22 protein-coding genes are annotated in these 16,786 nt (G+C 53.1%); 20 read left to right on the top strand and 2 right to left on the bottom strand.

Features of this window, described 5'->3' with window-relative positions:
• Positions 1–186 precede the first annotated feature (186 nt).
• A complete protein-coding gene (locus tag RB298_RS24205; protein WP_192570614.1) occupies positions 187–924 on the top strand; it encodes a hypothetical protein in 738 nt (245 codons plus the stop codon).
• A gap of 188 nt (positions 925–1,112) precedes the next feature.
• On the opposite strand, the gene RB298_RS24210 is transcribed toward RB298_RS24205, so the two are convergent.
• Positions 1,113–1,538 (bottom strand): ImmA/IrrE family metallo-endopeptidase, encoded by a 426-nt coding sequence (locus RB298_RS24210; RefSeq protein ID WP_096776604.1) that lies wholly within the window; start codon positions 1,536–1,538, stop codon positions 1,113–1,115.
• 71 nt (positions 1,539–1,609) lie between these two features.
• A complete protein-coding gene (locus tag RB298_RS24215) occupies positions 1,610–2,029 on the bottom strand; it encodes a helix-turn-helix domain-containing protein (RefSeq protein ID WP_009594555.1) in 420 nt (139 codons plus the stop codon).
• A 297-nt stretch (positions 2,030–2,326) separates the two neighbouring features.
• On the opposite strand from RB298_RS24215, the gene RB298_RS24220 reads away from it, so the two are divergent.
• The 19 genes from RB298_RS24220 (at position 2,327) to RB298_RS24310 (ending at position 16,777) form a co-directional block, all read left to right on the top strand.
• On the top strand, positions 2,327–2,803 hold the full coding sequence (locus RB298_RS24220; RefSeq protein WP_015737378.1) for an ArpU family phage packaging/lysis transcriptional regulator: 477 nt from the start codon (positions 2,327–2,329) through the stop codon (positions 2,801–2,803).
• Positions 2,804–3,267: 464 nt separating this feature from the next.
• Entirely contained in the window at positions 3,268–4,107 is an 840-nt protein-coding gene (locus RB298_RS24225; protein WP_486049136.1) for a hypothetical protein, read from the top strand.
• Between the two features lie 10 nt (positions 4,108–4,117).
• Entirely contained in the window at positions 4,118–4,327 is a 210-nt protein-coding gene (locus RB298_RS24230) for a YqzN/YkzM domain-containing protein (RefSeq protein WP_192570616.1), read from the top strand.
• A 2-nt stretch (positions 4,328–4,329) separates the two neighbouring features.
• A complete protein-coding gene (locus RB298_RS24235; RefSeq protein WP_486048935.1) occupies positions 4,330–5,796 on the top strand; it encodes a phage tail sheath family protein in 1,467 nt (488 codons plus the stop codon).
• A gap of 108 nt (positions 5,797–5,904) precedes the next feature.
• Positions 5,905–6,312, top strand: a complete 408-nt coding sequence (locus RB298_RS24240; RefSeq protein ID WP_009594594.1) for a phage tail tube protein — start codon at positions 5,905–5,907, stop codon at positions 6,310–6,312.
• Positions 6,313–6,446: 134 nt separating this feature from the next.
• On the top strand, positions 6,447–6,881 hold the full coding sequence (locus RB298_RS24245; RefSeq protein ID WP_192570619.1) for a phage tail assembly chaperone: 435 nt from the start codon (positions 6,447–6,449) through the stop codon (positions 6,879–6,881).
• 23 nt (positions 6,882–6,904) lie between these two features.
• Positions 6,905–7,039, top strand: coding sequence for a hypothetical protein (locus RB298_RS24250; protein WP_015737373.1), 135 nt, complete (start codon positions 6,905–6,907; stop codon positions 7,037–7,039).
• Between the two features lie 17 nt (positions 7,040–7,056).
• Positions 7,057–8,820, top strand: a complete 1,764-nt coding sequence (locus RB298_RS24255) for a hypothetical protein (protein ID WP_486048937.1) — start codon at positions 7,057–7,059, stop codon at positions 8,818–8,820.
• Positions 8,821–8,886: 66 nt separating this feature from the next.
• Positions 8,887–9,531 carry a LysM peptidoglycan-binding domain-containing protein gene (locus RB298_RS24260; protein WP_096776598.1) on the top strand — a complete coding sequence of 215 codons (645 nt, stop codon included), beginning with the start codon at positions 8,887–8,889 and terminating at the stop codon, positions 9,529–9,531.
• Entirely contained in the window at positions 9,528–10,505 is a 978-nt protein-coding gene (locus tag RB298_RS24265; RefSeq protein WP_486048939.1) for an XkdQ/YqbQ family protein, read from the top strand. The genes RB298_RS24260 and RB298_RS24265 overlap by 4 nt, the downstream gene beginning before the upstream one ends.
• Positions 10,498–10,887, top strand: coding sequence for a hypothetical protein (locus RB298_RS24270; protein ID WP_486048941.1), 390 nt, complete (start codon positions 10,498–10,500; stop codon positions 10,885–10,887). Before RB298_RS24265 ends, RB298_RS24270 begins: the two co-directional genes overlap by 8 nt.
• Complete coding sequence (locus tag RB298_RS24275) at positions 10,880–11,338, top strand: DUF2634 domain-containing protein (RefSeq protein WP_486048943.1); 459 nt, start codon at positions 10,880–10,882, stop codon at positions 11,336–11,338. Before RB298_RS24270 ends, RB298_RS24275 begins: the two co-directional genes overlap by 8 nt.
• Positions 11,338–12,492, top strand: a complete 1,155-nt coding sequence (locus RB298_RS24280) for a baseplate J/gp47 family protein (protein WP_486048945.1) — start codon at positions 11,338–11,340, stop codon at positions 12,490–12,492. The genes RB298_RS24275 and RB298_RS24280 overlap by 1 nt, the downstream gene beginning before the upstream one ends.
• Positions 12,485–13,051, top strand: a complete 567-nt coding sequence (locus tag RB298_RS24285) for a YmfQ family protein (protein WP_486048946.1) — start codon at positions 12,485–12,487, stop codon at positions 13,049–13,051. The genes RB298_RS24280 and RB298_RS24285 overlap by 8 nt, the downstream gene beginning before the upstream one ends.
• A 1-nt stretch (position 13,052) precedes the next feature.
• Complete coding sequence (locus tag RB298_RS24290; RefSeq protein ID WP_486048948.1) at positions 13,053–14,210, top strand: phage tail protein; 1,158 nt, start codon at positions 13,053–13,055, stop codon at positions 14,208–14,210.
• A 179-nt stretch (positions 14,211–14,389) separates the two neighbouring features.
• Entirely contained in the window at positions 14,390–14,827 is a 438-nt protein-coding gene (locus RB298_RS24295) for a phage tail terminator family protein (protein ID WP_486048950.1), read from the top strand.
• Complete coding sequence (locus tag RB298_RS24300; protein WP_486048952.1) at positions 14,824–14,997, top strand: hypothetical protein; 174 nt, start codon at positions 14,824–14,826, stop codon at positions 14,995–14,997. The genes RB298_RS24295 and RB298_RS24300 overlap by 4 nt, the downstream gene beginning before the upstream one ends.
• A complete protein-coding gene (locus tag RB298_RS24305) occupies positions 14,998–16,317 on the top strand; it encodes a phage tail sheath family protein (RefSeq protein ID WP_486048954.1) in 1,320 nt (439 codons plus the stop codon).
• A 1-nt stretch (position 16,318) separates the two neighbouring features.
• On the top strand, positions 16,319–16,777 hold the full coding sequence (locus RB298_RS24310) for a phage tail tube protein (protein WP_119846504.1): 459 nt from the start codon (positions 16,319–16,321) through the stop codon (positions 16,775–16,777).
• Positions 16,778–16,786: the final 9 nt, after the last annotated feature.

Genomic DNA, 16,786 nt, shown 5'->3' on the forward strand with positions numbered 1-16,786 from the left:
CATTATTGCGGTTTTACGCATGCCGAACCGTCATTTCTGCCTTATCGAAGGGAAAGGTAAGCCGTTCGTTGAAACTGTGAGCAGGGAGCCGCAACCGGATTTTGAGATATGGCCAAGGGATGTTAATCTGTATGAGGAATCATTGGAAACTACTCAGGCTTTAGCCGGATGGAAGGAATCGTTCGAATGGAATATATCTATGAATCAGCCCAGCGCAGCTACGAGGATTTCGCGAGCGGCCGGGTACTGTATAATGCGCAGGGAACGACGTCGTTTCCCGTCAGGCTGGCCAGCGAGATTGCCCAGCGGTGCTTTCATATATTAGAGGAAAAAGGCGTACAGGGGCCTTATACCTTATACGATCCCTGCTGCGGAGGGGCGTATCTGTTGACGGTGGTGGGCCTGCTGCATGGGCGGCGCATTCGCCGCGTCATCGGCTCTGATATTAACGCGGAGGTGCTCGGCATCGCCGGGAAGAACCTGTCGCTGCTCCGTGAAGAAGGGCTGGAACAACGCACCGAACAGCTGAAAGAGCTGTTGGCGCTCTATCATAAGCCATCCCATCAGGATGCGCTGGAAAGCGCTGACCGACTGCGGGAGCTGATAAGAATGTCCCGTTTGGAAGAAACGGTTTGTTTTCAAGCCGATATTACCCAGCCCCAACCGGAGGAAAGCCTGGCCTCCTGCAAGGGGACCCAGATCGTCATGACCGATCTCCCTTACGGGGACATGGTTAGCTGGAGCGGCGGAAGCCAGGCGCCGGTGGAGGATTTTTTTAACGGCATACATGCGATCCTGGATCCCGCCCGTTCGGTGGTTGCCGTCATATCCGACAAAGGCCAGAAATTAAAGCATGACCGGTTTAAAAGAATTCAACATCTGAAGATTGGCAAGCGGCAGGTTGCTATCTTTGAACCGTTATGAGCGCAGTTAAACGGACCCAATAATAGATGAAGTCTCTCTGCCTTCCTCACGGATAATTTCTTATCCAATGGAAGCATTGGCTTCCCCAGCAGCCCGCTTTTGGCGACAAGCCAAAGGCGGGTTCTTTTTTGCCCATCGGTGGTTGAATGAAAGTAAAGAATGGATGCTAATCAGGAACGTATGTTCGTTTAAAATCTAAAAAAATATAGCATTTCTTGCGGAATGCCGGCTCTCAGATAGAATTCGTGCAGGGACTCTCCGGGTCCGGGCGCGAGACCTGCGGTCAACAGGGCAATGGCAAAGCGGTTCGCTTGCCGCTCCAGTTTGCCCGGGCTGAAATAGGAATGCTCCTCCAGAAAAAAACGGCTGATTCCCTTATGAAGACGGTCATGCCCCAGCTCATGCGCGCATACGAAGCGCTGCCACGGCGGCGGCAGCTGATTGTGGATGACGATGAATCTCCGTCTTAGTTTACGGAAATACAGTCCTTTGGTCGTCTGGCCTAAATCCGCGAACCGAATATGTATGCCCAAGGAAGCCGCTATTTCAAAGGGGCAGTTGGTGTGATGTTTTTTGATCAGCTGACGGATTAAAGGTTGTAAATGATCATCCATGGCAGTTCACCTGCAATATTGGTTTTGGTTGAATCGTAAGAATCGTTATGTATCTCCTTATGCATGTGGATTTATTTCTTGCGTTTGTTCATCTGCTTGGCTTCCCAGAACAGTCCGGTCAAGACGTCCTTGATGCGCTGCTTGTCCTCCCCGCTCAGAGGGACCCCGTCAAACATGAGCTCGCCGTCATCCTCGAGCATTTTCTTGAAATCCCGTTTATCCCTGGAAGTTGCCCAAGCGGGAGCCGGTATCTCTTCGTGCTTGGCGGCATCCTGCTGCAGATAACCTGCTTTGTTCATCAGCTCTTCATAGGGAACCTCGAGCGCTTCCGCCATTTTGCGCAGTGTTTGCGGCTTGGGTATGCCCCGCAGCCCATTCTCGATCCGCGAGATCTGCGATCCGCTGATGTCGGCGGCCTGGGCCAACTGATTGATGCTCCAGCCTTTGTTCTCCCTCATCTCTTTCAAGTACGATCCAAATATGCGTTCCACGTTCCGGCCACTCCTCACCATAGTCCATCTGAAACATCTACATATAGTATAAACGCATTCCCATCCTTTGCCAACAGGTAAAATAAAAGAGAGGATTATTGCCAAAAGGCAAGAAAATGAGAGGGATGTCCCATATTCCTCTATATAGTTCGTCCATTTGACGGTTTACGCCGGTCTCCAAATAGTGGTATATTAATGAAAAATACGAACAATATGCGAACATAAGATGAAGAACCGACTTCTGCCAAATGGCAAATTGTAAGCTTGACCATGACAATAAAAGGGGAGTGTTTCCGAATGAATCCATTGTTACCGGAATTGGATCGCAGAAAGACCCAAAGCGCCGTTGAAGCGATATTCGAAAAATATCGCATCTATAAAACCATTACATTCGAAGTCAGGGAGATGAGCGTGACCGCATCCTACACGGAGAGGTTCCACGGACCGACCAACGTCACCTCGGACCAAACGGCAGCGGTTGCCATATATAATGTAGATATGCCGGCGGCCAGGAAGCAGTATTGCGAAACGATCGAATCGATCGTGGAACGGCTTGGCGAGCGGGAGCAGACCCTGATTCGGGAACGGTACATGAAACAGGACGACGTATTCGATTACAAAGTGTACAACCATATCCTCGAGCCGCCGGTCAGCAAGGACACGTATACGAAGATCCGCACCCGTGCTTTTTATAAATTGGCCTTGGCTTTGGCGGACAGAGGACTGCTGAAGCTGCAGGAATTAGAGAAAGCCGCCAAGAGCAAAATGAGCTGACAAGTGCGAGCATGGATCATCACATCGAGCAAAACCGGAGGACTTCCATTATGGACGTCCTCCGGTTTTTTTTATTTCTAATATAGAAGGCAGCATTTCACGGGAAAAACAAGTTAAGACTGGGAAATCAACTATAAACACGAATATAGGTTCGCACTATTTTCCGCCGACATTCCGCTTAAAGTTCAGCATGAAACGTCCCATAAGGCGTCAGCGCATCCGATTTAGGGGTGTAAGATTGTATTATCGGAAATGAAGCAAAACAGAGCGTACCGAACACGCACACAGTCGATGTGAGCCGGCCTTGAGAAGGACCGGTTTTTTGCTGCGGTTGATGCCTGGAGCGTCTCATTTCCGATTCTTTATATGACAAGAAAGGAGGGGGTCATATTGCACAAGCATGTGATCGTCATGAGCAGATGGCTGTCCTATGGCCGACCGGAGAGCGTCCGGAAAACCGCGGAATGAGAGGGGCGGTCAAACAGGCCGTTGCATTCCTCATTCCGGAGCTTGACGGCCATGTATATGACGTGCATCCGCCGGACGGGGTAAACGAACCGCTGTATGCCGTGATCACGCTCGGCGAGGACGTCTGGAAATCCTCATGGGCCGGGTACCGGCAGGTGGTGCGATTGAAGCTGCATGGGGATCGTTCCGATCTGCCGCAATTGGATCGATGGGCGGATCTACTCATTCAGGGACTTCACCGCAAGCGGGTTGCCGGAGCCGACGGAAATGCATTCAAGCTTCATTATTTGGGTGTTCCGGAGGCCGACAAGCTTGATCCTGTTTCAGGCAGCATGATCCGGGTCTTGCGATTCGGGATCTATATGCCGCAGCCATCCGGGGCAGGCTCCGTCGGACAGCCGGATGAATGGCTGGATACGCTGACAGCCTGGACAGGAGATATGCTGGGTGGTCCTTGGCGCATCTACCATACGGCATGGCCTGCGGGGCGGGAGGATCACGCCGTATTATGGCGGATGACCGGCTGCGAGACCCGAATGGCGGGAGCTTCGATGTTCGAGGTCCGCAAAACCTTTATCGGGCATATCGCCTCCCTGGATTCCGCGGACGAGCAGCTCACGGCTGCAAGGCTGGTGGAGGAGCTTGGCACCCAGGTCCAGCTGGTTCTGGACTTACAGGAACGCCGTTATTTATCCGTTGCGGAAATTTCCTCCGATATGCAGGCCGATCCCATTCTGGACGGTCAGATTAAGCTGACCCTGGCCCAGCGGAAGAACCGTTCGCCGGAGGAAGCCGCCTTGATCAGGCGCGTTAACATTCATCCTATCTTAAAGTGAGGTGGCCAATATGGCTGTGAAAAAAACACTCAAATCCGAAGCTCCCGGGAGCAGCGCTCCCCGATATGCCTTGGCGGAACTTGAAGCACACGCCCATGAACTGTTCCAGGTTCGGGCGGAAGTGCTTGCGGGTGCCATGTATGGGGCAGATGGAGAGCAGTTCACGGTAACCGAGGTCAAAGAAAGAATCCAACAATTCATGAAAGCGAAGGTGGTCTAATCATGGCAGGTGGAACATGGGAAAGCACGAATAAACCGGTACTGCCGGGTTTGTATATGAATTTCAAGGCAGCAGCCGCGTCGGCTGTTCAGGGTGGCAGTCGCGGTACGGTCGTCGTGCCGGTCAAAGCCAATTGGGGACCGGTGCGGGAGTTCGTGGAGATCGGAAGCGAGTTCGCGATTTCCGAACTGTATTCCGCGGATAGCCAGAATGGCGCTACCGCTTACGAGACGCTTTATCTGGCCTTGCTCGGCGGTCCGAAAAAGCTGCTGGCTTATCGTTTGGCGGACAATACGGCGGCAGCGGCTAGCGTGACGCTTCAAAATACTGAAGCTACGCCTTCGGACGTGCTGAAGCTTGAGGCCAAATACCCGGGCAGCCGTGGCAACGGCTTCTCCGTAACGTTGCAGCCGTCGCTGATCGACCCGACTGCACGCGAGCTTCGCCTTTATGAAGGCGCCAAGCTGCTTGGCACCTATTCCAGCCCGGACGGATCCGCCGCGTCGATGGCGGCGCAGATCAACGAAGATGCCGAGAACCTCTGGGTGACGGCAATCGCACTGGACACGTCCGGCGTTCCCGCTGACGTGAACGGAGCCGCGCTGTCCGGAGGCAAGAGCGGCAACGGCGGCCTGACGAATGCGGATTATGTCGAGATGTTGGATGCAGTCGAAGGCCAGGAATTTAACGTACTCGCCCTGGATTACGCCGCGGATATGGCTCTGCTGCAGAGCTTTGCGGCCTGGGTAAAGCGTCTCCGTCAAGAAGGACGCGGCGTGATGGCCGTATTCGGCGGAAGCGCGGCGGACGACATCTCCAAGGATGCAGCCAAGCTGGCCGCAGACCGGTCGCTTGCATTGAACCATGAAGGGATCATCAATGTGGGTACGGGCGTGCGTCTGTCCGGCGTGAACTACAGTTCCGCGCAGACGGCTGCTTACGTAGCCGGACTTATTGCCGGTCAGCGCTTGAACCAATCCGCTACATACGCGGTAACGCCTTTCGAAGACGTGACACGCCGCTGGACGCGCTCCGAGCAGGAGCAGGCCGTACGCAATGGCGTATTCGTCCTGTTCTACGACGGTCGTCAGGTGAAGGCGCTGCGCGGCATCAACACGCTGGTGAATCCGGCGGAAGGCCAAAACAATGCCTGGAAAAAAATCCGTTCCATCCGCGTGATGGATGCGATCCATGCGGATTTGCAGCTGGCCGCGGAACAGACCTACATCGGCAAGGTGAACAATACCGAGGAAGGCCGACTCGCGCTGATCGGCGCCGTGAAGGAATATCTCGCTACGTTGTCGCTGAGCAATGTCATCGAGCCGGACGGTTATGACGTCATTCTCGATCCGGCCTACTACGGCGATTCCGCCGTGAACGCGCCGGAGCCGGACCAGGTCTTCCTGCAGTGGAACGTGAAGCTGACCGACGTGATGGAGCAGCTGTTCGGTACGTTTTACGTGCAATAACGAGAAGAGCGATCAGTGCATTTAAGATGAGAACCGAATTGCCTTCTGTGGATGCACGTCCATAAACGTTTTTCTTAAAAACTTAACGAAATCGAGGAGGAACTTAATATGTTGGATGCTTCAAGAGTCATTATGGGGACATACGGCCAGGCATATATTGACGGGGTATGGCAGACGCACATTAATAAGCTGGAAGCCAGCGTGGAATTGGAGAAGCGCGAGCTGAAGCTGGTCGGCAACGACTGGACGGTGCACAAAAACGGCAGCAAAAAAGGAACCGGCACAATGAGCGGGTACAAGGTTACTTCCGATATGATCTCCCGCGGCTTCACCAAATTCGATATCATCTCCAAGCTGGACGATCCCGAATCCTACGGCCATGAGCGCGTTCGCCTGATCCGCTGCATGCCGGACAAAATCCAGCTGGCCAACTGGACGGCGGGCGAGGAAGTGCAGGAGGAAACCTCGTTTACCTTTGAGGGGTACGAGCTGTTGGATCCGATTCAGGGGGATTAAGGGCTATTTACCTTAAACACGGCTTGAGCGCACCAAACTAGCAGGCAGCGTTCCCCGGCAGGGCGTGCCTGATTCGGGTGAACGTCGTCTGCTGAGTTGGGGCTACTATTTTATGAGTAAAGGAGATATTACGCATGAGCTTACATGAGAACATGAGCGAAGAGCAAATTTTGGACAGTCTGTTCGAGGCGGCGGAAAGATTGCCGGAGGAGACGGTACGCATTAAGCGGCTGGATATGCAGATGGTGCTGCAGGGTTTGACTTCAAGCAAGGTGGACAGCATCCGCGAGCGCTGCACGGTTCGCCGGACGGTAAAGGGCGCGGTGGATGAAAAGGTGGATACCGAAACCTTTAATGCGCTGCTCATTTCCGAAGCGACGAGCAGTCTGTCGGTGAAGGGCTTGACGCTTAGCGGCTGGGGCGATCCGCGGATTACAAGCCGCTTGAAGCTGTCGGGCGGAGAGCAGGCGGTCCGCCGCATGCTGCTGGCCGGAGAGCTGGATGCCGTAGGCGATAAAGTACTGGAGCTGTCCGGTTTCGGGGTTGAGATTGCTGACCTAAAAAACTGATCGGCTCCGGGGGAATGACGACGATGCTGTATCATCTGTGGGTCCGGCATCACCTTCGTCCCGGAGATTTTTGGCGGCTCCCGCGAGGCGAGCGCCTGCTGCTGCTCGCTTTCTCCCAGGAGGAGATCGAGGGCATGGCCGGTCAGAGTTTGAAGTGAACAGGAGGTGAAACGAAATGGCTGAAGCCATGAACTACCGCATGAATCTGGTCATCGATCCGAAAAACGTGATCAAGGCCAACCGCGAGCTGCGGGCGATGGAGCGTTATTTTGAGCGGATCCAAGGACGCGTCATGCGTATCGGACGTACCCGCATGGCACCTGAAATCGTGCTGAAGGACAGCGCCTCGAAGGGGCTGGACAACCTGCTGGCCAAAATGCAGCGGGTGAAGTCGCAAGTCATCCAAGCTTCAGCGAATGTGAAGCTGAATGTGCAGAAGCAGATCGAAACGAATCTAAACCTGAGCGTGCAGAAGCAGATCGAGGCAAGCGTTCAGGTGGATTTGCGGGCGGCAGGGCTTGATTTCTCTCCGATGATCGCTGCGCTGAATGCGAATACGACTGCGGTGGATAAGCTTACGGATGCGCTTGGATCGCTTCAGCTTGGAGGCGGCGGGAGCGGTAAAAAATCTGGTTGGGATACGGCGATAAATGCGTTTGCCGGCATTACCACTTTTGGAGCAACTATGCGAGCCGGGGGGCAACTGAAAGATAAAACCAAAGGCCTGAAGGGGGCCTGGGGAAATAAAGCTGCCGAGACTAAGCCAACCGAGGTCAATAAAGGTCGAATAGTTCGACCTGGACAAAGAGGCAAAAAAGCCAGTCAAACTCCCACCGCTGCTCCCAAAACTGAACAAGTGGAAAAACCTCTAACGAAGTGGGGAAAGCGTCTTAACAAAGCTGATAAAACGGGGGATTTTATAGAAACCGTTGGTACTTTGGGAGGCGGAGTGGTGAAGGGACTAAAATTTGTCTGGGATGGGGCCAAGGATTTGTTTGGAGGCGGCGGTGCCAGCGGCATCGTATCCGGCGGCGCGGCGAGCGCTGTTAAGGCCGGTGCAGGATCAGATGCAGTAAAACAGGCAGCTGACGGTAGCACTGGAGCAAATGCAGTGAAAAATGCCGGCAAAAGCGGCCTAGGCTCCGGCTTGATGAAGGGGCTTGGTAAACGCGCACTTGGCCCATTAAGTTTTATAGCCGATGCGACCGCAATCGCTACCGCTAAACCGGGAAAAGAACGAAACCAAGCGATAGGCTCTACCGTCGGCGGCGGCATCGGAAGCACGATCGGCGGCCTCGTCGGCTCCGTGATCCCGGTTGCAGGCACGATGATCGGCTCAACGCTCGGCGGCACCGTAGGTAGCTTTATTGGCGAGAAGGTGGGCGGCGCCATTACCGGTATCGGTGATAAATTCAACGAGGGTAAGGAGACGGTGTCGAAATGGTTCTCCAAAACGTTTTCCTTCGGGAAAAAAGACAAGGAAGCTGCTCAACCGAAGGAACCACCTTCGAGTGCAGCTGCCCTTCCGGCTCCCATCATCCCGAAACCAGCGCCGACTGATTTCAGCAAGCCGCTGCTGCCGAATCCAACATTGAGCCCGACATACGGCCCGTATATGCCGCCTACCCATGCTACAAGCATGAGTACTTTAGGTCCACCCGTGAGTGCAGCGCAAAACCAAGCTTTTGCAGGGAAGTCGACGTCTCCGCAATCCGTTCAGATCAGCCCAGAGCAGATGAGCACGATATCCGGCCTGCTGATGGATTTCAAAACGGAGACAACCGTGAATTACAATCTACCTTCAGGCGCGGTGCAGGTAACGGTGCATGAGGAGCACCCGATCGATGTAGAAGGATTGATTCTTCTGATCGGGCAGCGGCTGAGAGCCGAATTCAGCAAAGCAGCCCAGAACCGGAAGCCGACTCCGATGGCCTATTGAAGATAATGGTTAACGGCAATTATGAAGTCGGTCCGAAGGCATCCATACAGAAAGGAGGGGCCCAAGGTGGAGTTTATTTTGAAGAACGGCAAAGGCATGACATTCCGATTCCCGGTTAATCCGGAAGAGGTAACCATTTCAAGGCAAAAGGGACTGGAAACGGCCACGATTCTCAACTATGGAGAGTTTGATTTTCCGCAAGGGAATCGGATTAAAGAGATATCGTTCTCTTCCTTTTTCCCGCAAGAGTATGATGCAGCTTTTTGTAAAGGCCATGAGAGAGATCATATTAAACCGCAAACCGCGATGAATAAACTTAACGAGTTTCTGGCATATAAAACGCCGCTGCAATTTGTCATTACCAAGACGGCGGTGAACGTGCCGGTGTATGTCGCCTCCCATCAGTCCACGTTCCGGGGCGGGGAAGTTGGAGACGTATATTTTGACATCACGCTCCGGACATGGAGCGACATGAAGGTGGCCAAAACCGCAGGCAGCAGCGGGGCATCTGGAACAAATAAAAAGCCCCGGGCCGACATGAAGGAAAAGAACAAGACGTACACCGTTAAGTCAGGGGACTCACTCTCCAAAATCGCCAAACTGGAGCTCGGGGACAGCTCGAAATGGAACCAGATCTACAAGCTGAATCAGAAGACGATCGGCAAAGATCCGAACGCCATCAAACCCGGCCAGAAGCTGGTGCTGTCATGAGTTACAAAGTGATTTTGCAGGATCAATACGATCTGTCTCCGTTGGTGGAAGCTATCAACCTGCGGGATTCGCTTGAACAAGTCGCTTACCAGGGAACCGTCAATCTGGTTGTCACGCCGGATATGCCGCCGATTTCGCCGGGAATGGCGATCCGGATCAGCGGAATTCCATACGGTAAAAAAGATTATGTCCCCCTGCTGCACCCGGCTGTCGTGTGGGAAGTGGAAACCTCCAACAATGGGGTGAAGCGAATGACCCTCACGCTGTACGATCGGACGGTATACCTCGACAAGTCGGAGGATGAATATCTGTTTCCGGCGAAGCAGACCGCCACCCAGCGGTTCAAAAAGTATGCGGCGGACTGGAACCTGAAAATTGCGGTTTTGCCCGATACCGAGAAGCAGCTGGGGCGTTCCGTTTACCGGACGCAGTCGATTTATGCCAGCATGTTCGCTGATTTGCGGGAGACGGCCAAAGCCGGCGGCAAGCTGTATCATCCGCGGATGATCTCTTCAGGTCTTGAGCTGTATGAGTTGGGAACGAACAAAGAAGTCTACATCTTGGAGGCTATCACGGATACCACGCAATCGCGGACTTTGGAGGGCGCGGCGACCAAGGTCAAGGTGCTGGCGACAGCCGCCAGCGAGACCGGGCAAGAGGTTCCTTCCAAGGTCATGGCCATCGAGGAGAAGGATATCGCCAAATACGGCCAACTCCAAGCGATCATTCAGGATGATGAAGTGAAGTCGCCTGCGGCTGCCCGCCAGCTGGCCCGAAGCAAACTGAGGGGGATTCGGGAGACGATCTCTCTGAACGCACCCGATATCAATACGATCCGTGCAGGTGATGCGGTCATGCTGGGCGCGATGAAACTGCTCGTGATTTCCGTCAGCCGTGAGCTGGGAAACCCCGGGAGCATGATGCTGGAGCTGGGGAGTTATGACGATGTAAAAAGGAGGTTTTACCTTGAATAAAGACCCCTATGGACAATTGGCGTCCTCCTTATATGCCTCATTGAACAAGCAAACCCGTCAAGCCATGGGCGGCGTAGGGGCCGTGCTCGGCACGATAACCTCGACGGGACTTAAGCTGGATGATTTTAAGCATGAGCTGCAGGACTATATGGTGGCGGAGCTGCCAGGAATGCTGTCCTTGCCCCGTTATACGGCTGCTGGTACCGCCACTTTGGGAGGACAGCAGCAGGAAATGACATTTGATGTGGAAGAAAATGAAGTCGAAGATACCCTTTTTGAGCTGGGAAAAGGCTTGAAACCGGGGGACCGCGTGCTGGCCGTTCGGGTCAACAGCGGCAATGACGTGGTGGTTGTATGCAAGGTGGTGAGCAGCGGTGGCTAATTTGTTTCCCGAAAACGAGGATATGGTTTGGACGGATGCCACGGATCCGGTGGTACTGGAGGGTGAAGGAGCCGTTTTTGGACGAAGCTGGCGGTATGATTTTGAAGCCGGCGAGTTCGTGATGACTCCCACCCGGAAAATTCCGGTTGCGGACGACAAGGAAGCTTGGGTCATCTGGTGCGAAAAAGCGATCCGTACGCCGCGATACCGCCATTTGATCTATACGCGCGATTACGGCAGCGAGCTGGAGGAGCTGGTGGGCAAAGGCTACGACCGATCTCTGCAAGAGAGCGAAATTCAGCGCATGGTAACCGAGGCGCTGCTGGCGGACGCACGGACGGAGAGCGTGGATCAATTTCTTTTTGAATGGGAAGGAGAGGCCTGCCGCTTCAGCTGCCGCATTACGAGCGTACGGGATGAGACGGAAATCATAGAAAGCGTGGTGATCTGATGGCAGACTTGCCGTTATATTTGTTGGATCAGACGGAAGAGAACATTATGAACCGCATGCTGAACAAAGTGCCTTCAGACATCGACAAGTCGGAGGGCTCTTTTATTTGGGATGCGCAGGCGCCGGTTGCGTTTATGCTGTCTGAGGCCGCCTTGTGGGCACAGGAGCTGCTGCGTCGAGGCTTTGCGAGCACCGTGGCAAGCGATCATCCGGATATCCGGTCTGCCGAACTCGATCTGAGGACGGCAGAGCATGGGATTACCCGGCGTGAAGCGGTCGCTTCGTCCGGCAGCGTTGTGTTTACGGGTAAGCCGGGGACGACCGTGCCAGCCGGAACCTACGTAGCTACACCAGCAGATGAGGGCTCCGGGGAATCCTCCGTGGAGTATGTGACCACATCAGGTGTGACGCTGAATGACATGGGTGTCGGCACGGCGCCAATCCGCGCCGTTACGCCGGGCAGCAGCGGGAATGTTCCCGCAGATGTCATTCAGCTTATGATGACGTCGGTCAGCGGCGTAACATCGGTTACGAATCCGGAACCGACGCGTAGCGGGACGGATACCGAAAGCGATCAGTCGCTTCTGGAGCGCTTTTACGCGAAAGTCCGAAGTCAGGGAACGAGCGGCAACAAAGCGCAGTACATGCAGTGGGCCAATGAGATAGCCGGCGTTGGCGGCGTGGAAGTGGCGCCGTTGTGGAAAGGGCCCGGCACCGTTGGGCTGTACCTACTGGATACGGACAAGCGTGCGGCAAGCGCGGATATCGTGGATGCCGTTCAGCAGCACATTGACCCGTCGCAGGATGGACAGGGAGATGGCGTAGCCCCGGCGGGTCCCGTTATTACCGTGATGCCAGCGGCGGAAGTTCCGATTGATATCTCCGTCAAAGTGCAGCGTACGCAGGAGCAGCCTTCGACGATGGACGAAATTCGGAAGCTGATCGAGGACGGCGTTCGGACGTATTTACAGCAGATTGCTTTTAATAGGAAAGATCCGTTGGTAAGATACACTCGTATTGCCGCCGTACTGCTGGATATTCCGATTATCGTCGACTACTCGGATTTGACGATTAACGGCCATACCGAGCAGCAAAACATCGAAGTTGGCTCCGGTCAGGTCGCGGTGCTCGGGACGGTGAGCGTAAGTGAATAATACCCGAATGAACAGCTTGCGCGGTCGCGAGCTGTTTTCTTATCTTCCGGCTTATTACGAGACCTCCCGCGTCATGCAAGCCGATATGGATGCCAAGGGCAGCGAGTTGGACGCACTTTACCAAGCACTGAACTCAGCCGCAGACCAGTTCTTCGTCCGTACAGCGACCTGGGGACTTGAGCGCTGGGAGATGGAGCTCGGCATTCCCACCGACCGAAACAAGCCGATCGAGCAGCGGCGGGCGGTGCTGGAGTCCAAGCTGCGCGGAGCGGGAACCTTCTCCGGAGCGCTCGTGAAAAATGTGGCGGAAGCTTACGATGGCGGCACGGTCGAGGTATCTTTTCAGCCCGAGGAATGGGGCTTTACGGTTAAGTTCGTGGATACGCTCGGCATCCCGCCGAATCTGGAGGATCTGAAGGCTGCGATCGAGGAGATCAAGCCGGCGCATCTGGCGGTGGCGTATGCGTTCAACTACTTGCTCATACGCGATATTCATGAAGTGATGACTTTGGGCGAGCTGGGCCAGACGCCGTTAAACAAATTTGCAGGAGGTGTTTGAGTTGTCCAGTAACACACCGAATTTAGGACTGTTAAAGAAAGACCCTATGGTGGATGGCAATGAGACCTTTAACATCGAGACGATGCTGAATGAGAACTGGGATAAGATTGATGAGGCTGTGGGGCAAGTCCGGGATGAGCTCGGAAATATCGATGTGGATATTCCGGAAGCTTCGTTGACAGAGAAGGGTATTGTGCAGCTATCCAGTGCCACGAATGGTACGAGGGAGAATGTGGCGGCTACGGAGAAAGCGGTGAAGGCGGCTTATGACGAGGCGCTCGCGGGAAAGCAGCTTGGAGTTGAGCAAAAAGCCAATGTGGTTGCCGCGCTCAATTCCATTGGGGTAGCGGCATCCACGAGTGAGACCTGGGCGCAGCTGGTTGCTAAGATGGCAGGGGTTATTAAGGCGACGGGGAATGCGACAGCTGGGGATGTGCTGGCGGGGAAGACGTTTAGTAATGGTAGTGGGAATGGGGTGACGGGGACAATGCCGAACCTTACCGGAGTACGAGATGCAACCGGAGTAGCGAAATGGGGAGATGGGGCACTAGCAGTTTATCCTGAGAAGGGCTATCAAAAAGGCGGGGCTGGAGATGGGGAGATAAAAGTAACTACGTCTCAGCTTATTAGAGCGGAAACAAAACTCTCTCCTGACAATTTGCCAAAGGATGTTTCAGTATTTGGCGTTATAGGGGTCCTAGAACGAATGACAACTGCTGAAAAAAAATCAATTGCTGATGCAATAACAGGTAAGGGTGTTGTTGCTTCAATTTCAGATTCTAATATGGCATTAGCAACAAAGATTAGCCAGATAAATACAGAGTTAAAAGTATTTTCTGGTATGTTAAATAGCAGCACAAGGACTATATCTAGCATACCTTTTATTCCTAAAATACTACTGTTATACGGTTCTAGACATTCCAATGATTCCCCATGGACTGGATATAATTTTGCCACTGCAACTGGTTATATACTTGCATATAATAATGGGAATAATGTTGTTGTTGGAAGTAATCTGTTATCAAGACTTACTTATGCTTCAGGGACATGGGAACAATATACGATTAACTTCAGGGAAGCTATAACATTCGGGCCCGATTTCATAACATTTGATTTTACTAGCTCTTTCAATTCTACTTCATATATAGTGTTCGGATAGAGAAGGGACTTATTATAATTTTGCAAGATTATTATCTTGCTTATTCTCATCTACACTGTAAAGTAGTGAAATTAGGTGAAGATTTAAAATAGGAAATTTATAAATGCATATGTTGAAACTATTCAAGATCAGATAACCAGAACAATAAAAGAAATTTTATTATAAATGAAGGAGCAGCTATGACAACACAACACATACGCGATGCCCTAGCATCCCAACTATCCAGCTCTTACCCCGACATCCCGATCATCACCAAAGAGGATGCCGATCCACTGCCTCCAGCCCCATACTTCCATACCGAGCTAACCCTAGCCGAGTTCGAGCCGATATCGACCAATCGATATGCGGCTCGTTTTCATTTCAAGATCTATTACGTTCCGGTTTCTGAGAAGCCGGTAGCAATGATCATGGATGAGATGCTGGAAAGCTTAACATCCCTTGATGTCGAAGGCCGTTCATGCCGCGCCTCATCAGTGGCGTGGGAGCGGCCAACGGGGAATGATGGGACATCGGGAGAAGGGTATTTTCGTGCAGAGTATGTCATTCAGATGACGAGCGATCAGGTCGAAACGGAAAGCAAGATGCAAATATTGAAACAGGAAGGCGGATTGAAATGAGTAAAAAAGAAACAGCACCGACATTCAACAAGCAACAGCTGGCACAATCCAATCAATTCACTAATCGCGAGAAGGATGTGCTGAACGCCATTCTCGAAGAGAGCAAAACGTACACCGTTCGGCAAGCGAAAGAGCAACTCACCACATTTTTGAAAAAGGAGGTCATCTAAATGGCCGGAGGAACATGGACAACACCCAACAAAGTAAGACCAGGCGTTTACACCCAAATCTCATCGCAGGAGCAGCCGATCGGGCGCGTAGGTGAAAGGGGGATTGCCGCACTGGGCTTGTCCCTTCCATGGGGAGAGCCACAAAAGATTCTGACGATCAAACCAGGTACCAATCTGGTTGAGGTGCTGGGTCATGACATCACGGCACAACAGTTGCTCTCGGTAAAAGAAGTGCTTAAGCGTGCGGGCACACTCCTGTTGTACCGCTTGAACAGCGGCGTACAGGCAGCCGGTTCGGTTGCCGGACTGAAAGCAACAGCTCTTTACGGCGGAGAACGCGGAAATGATATCCAGATCGTTGTAGAGGACGCGGTGGATGATCCCGGCAAGTTTGTGGTCAGCACGCTGCTGAGCGGCAAAGCTGTGGACAAGCAGCTTGTAGCTAGTGCAGCAGAACTGCAGCCGAACCTGTATGTAACCTTTGCACCGGATACCGGCGATATGGCGGCAACGGCAGGGTTTGCTCTGACTGGCGGCGCCAACGGCACCGTGACGAACCAAGAGCATGTGGACTTCCTTGCCGCGCTTGAGGTCCAAGACTTTCAGACTGTTGGCCTGTTGTCTGGAGACCCAACGCTCAAGTCCCTGTATACCGCATTCGTCAAGCGACTTCGTGAGCAGGAAGGCAAGAAGGTCCAAGCTGTATTGTCCGACTATCCAACTGCAGATTATGAAGGAATCATCTCCGTGAAAAATGGCGTTGTTCTCACCGACGGTACCATAGTAGACAAGGTGAAGGCGGTGGCTTGGGTCACAGGAGCCACGGCAGCGGCAGCGGTCAACGAATCCTTGACGTATGCGGCTTACGATGAAGCGGTGGATACCGATGTTCGTCTTAGCCACACGGAGATTGAAGAAGCGCTGACGAAGGGCGAGTTCCTGTTCAGCTACAGCGGCGGCAAGGCCGTAGTCGAGCAGGATATTAACAGTTTTACATCGATTGAGCCGGCCAAAGCGCGCCATTTTTCCAAAAACCGTGTGGTCCGTGTGCTGGATGGCATTGCGAATGATTTGAAGCTGATTTTTGAGAAGTCCTATATCGGGAAGGTAGACAACAATGTGGATGGCCGGACGCTGTTTTGGGCGGAATGCGCGGCGTATTTTGCGTCTTTGCAGAATATCGGGGCTATCCAGAATTTCGATGCGAACGAAGATATTGTGGTGACGCCGGGCACGGAAGGCGATGTGCTGTTTGTGGATATCAAGGTACAGCCGGTGGATGCGATTGAAAAAGTATACATGAAAGTGAAGGTGGTCTAAGATGGCATTTTTGCGGGCAAGCGACACGATTTCGGGGCAAGAGGGCAAGGCATTTGTCAAAATTGGCGACCGTATGGAGGAAATGTTCTACATTAAAACATTGGAAGCTACGGTGGAGAAGGAAAAAGCTGAGCTGAAAACGATGGGCCAACGTGCCGTACAGCATAAAGCCATTGGCTGGAAGGGCAGCGGCACGATGACCATTTATTATGTGACCTCGCTGTTCCGTGAACTGATGATGGAATACATCCAAACCGGCAAAGACGCCTACTTCATGATCGAAGTGCGCAATGAGGATCCGGGATCGACCACGGGACGTCAGACGGTGATTTTGGAAGGGGTCAACCTGGACAGCGTGATTATGGCATCGCTCGACACTGAAGCGGAGGCGCTGGAGGAAGAAGTGGCCTTCACGTTTGAGAATGTGCGGATTGAGACGCCGTTTAACCCATTGGCCTAATATTTAACA

The sequence above is a fragment of the Priestia sp. BR_2 genome (assembly GCF_041954005.1).
Lineage (GTDB): Bacteria > Bacillota > Bacilli > Paenibacillales > Paenibacillaceae > Paenibacillus_AQ > Paenibacillus_AQ lautus_A.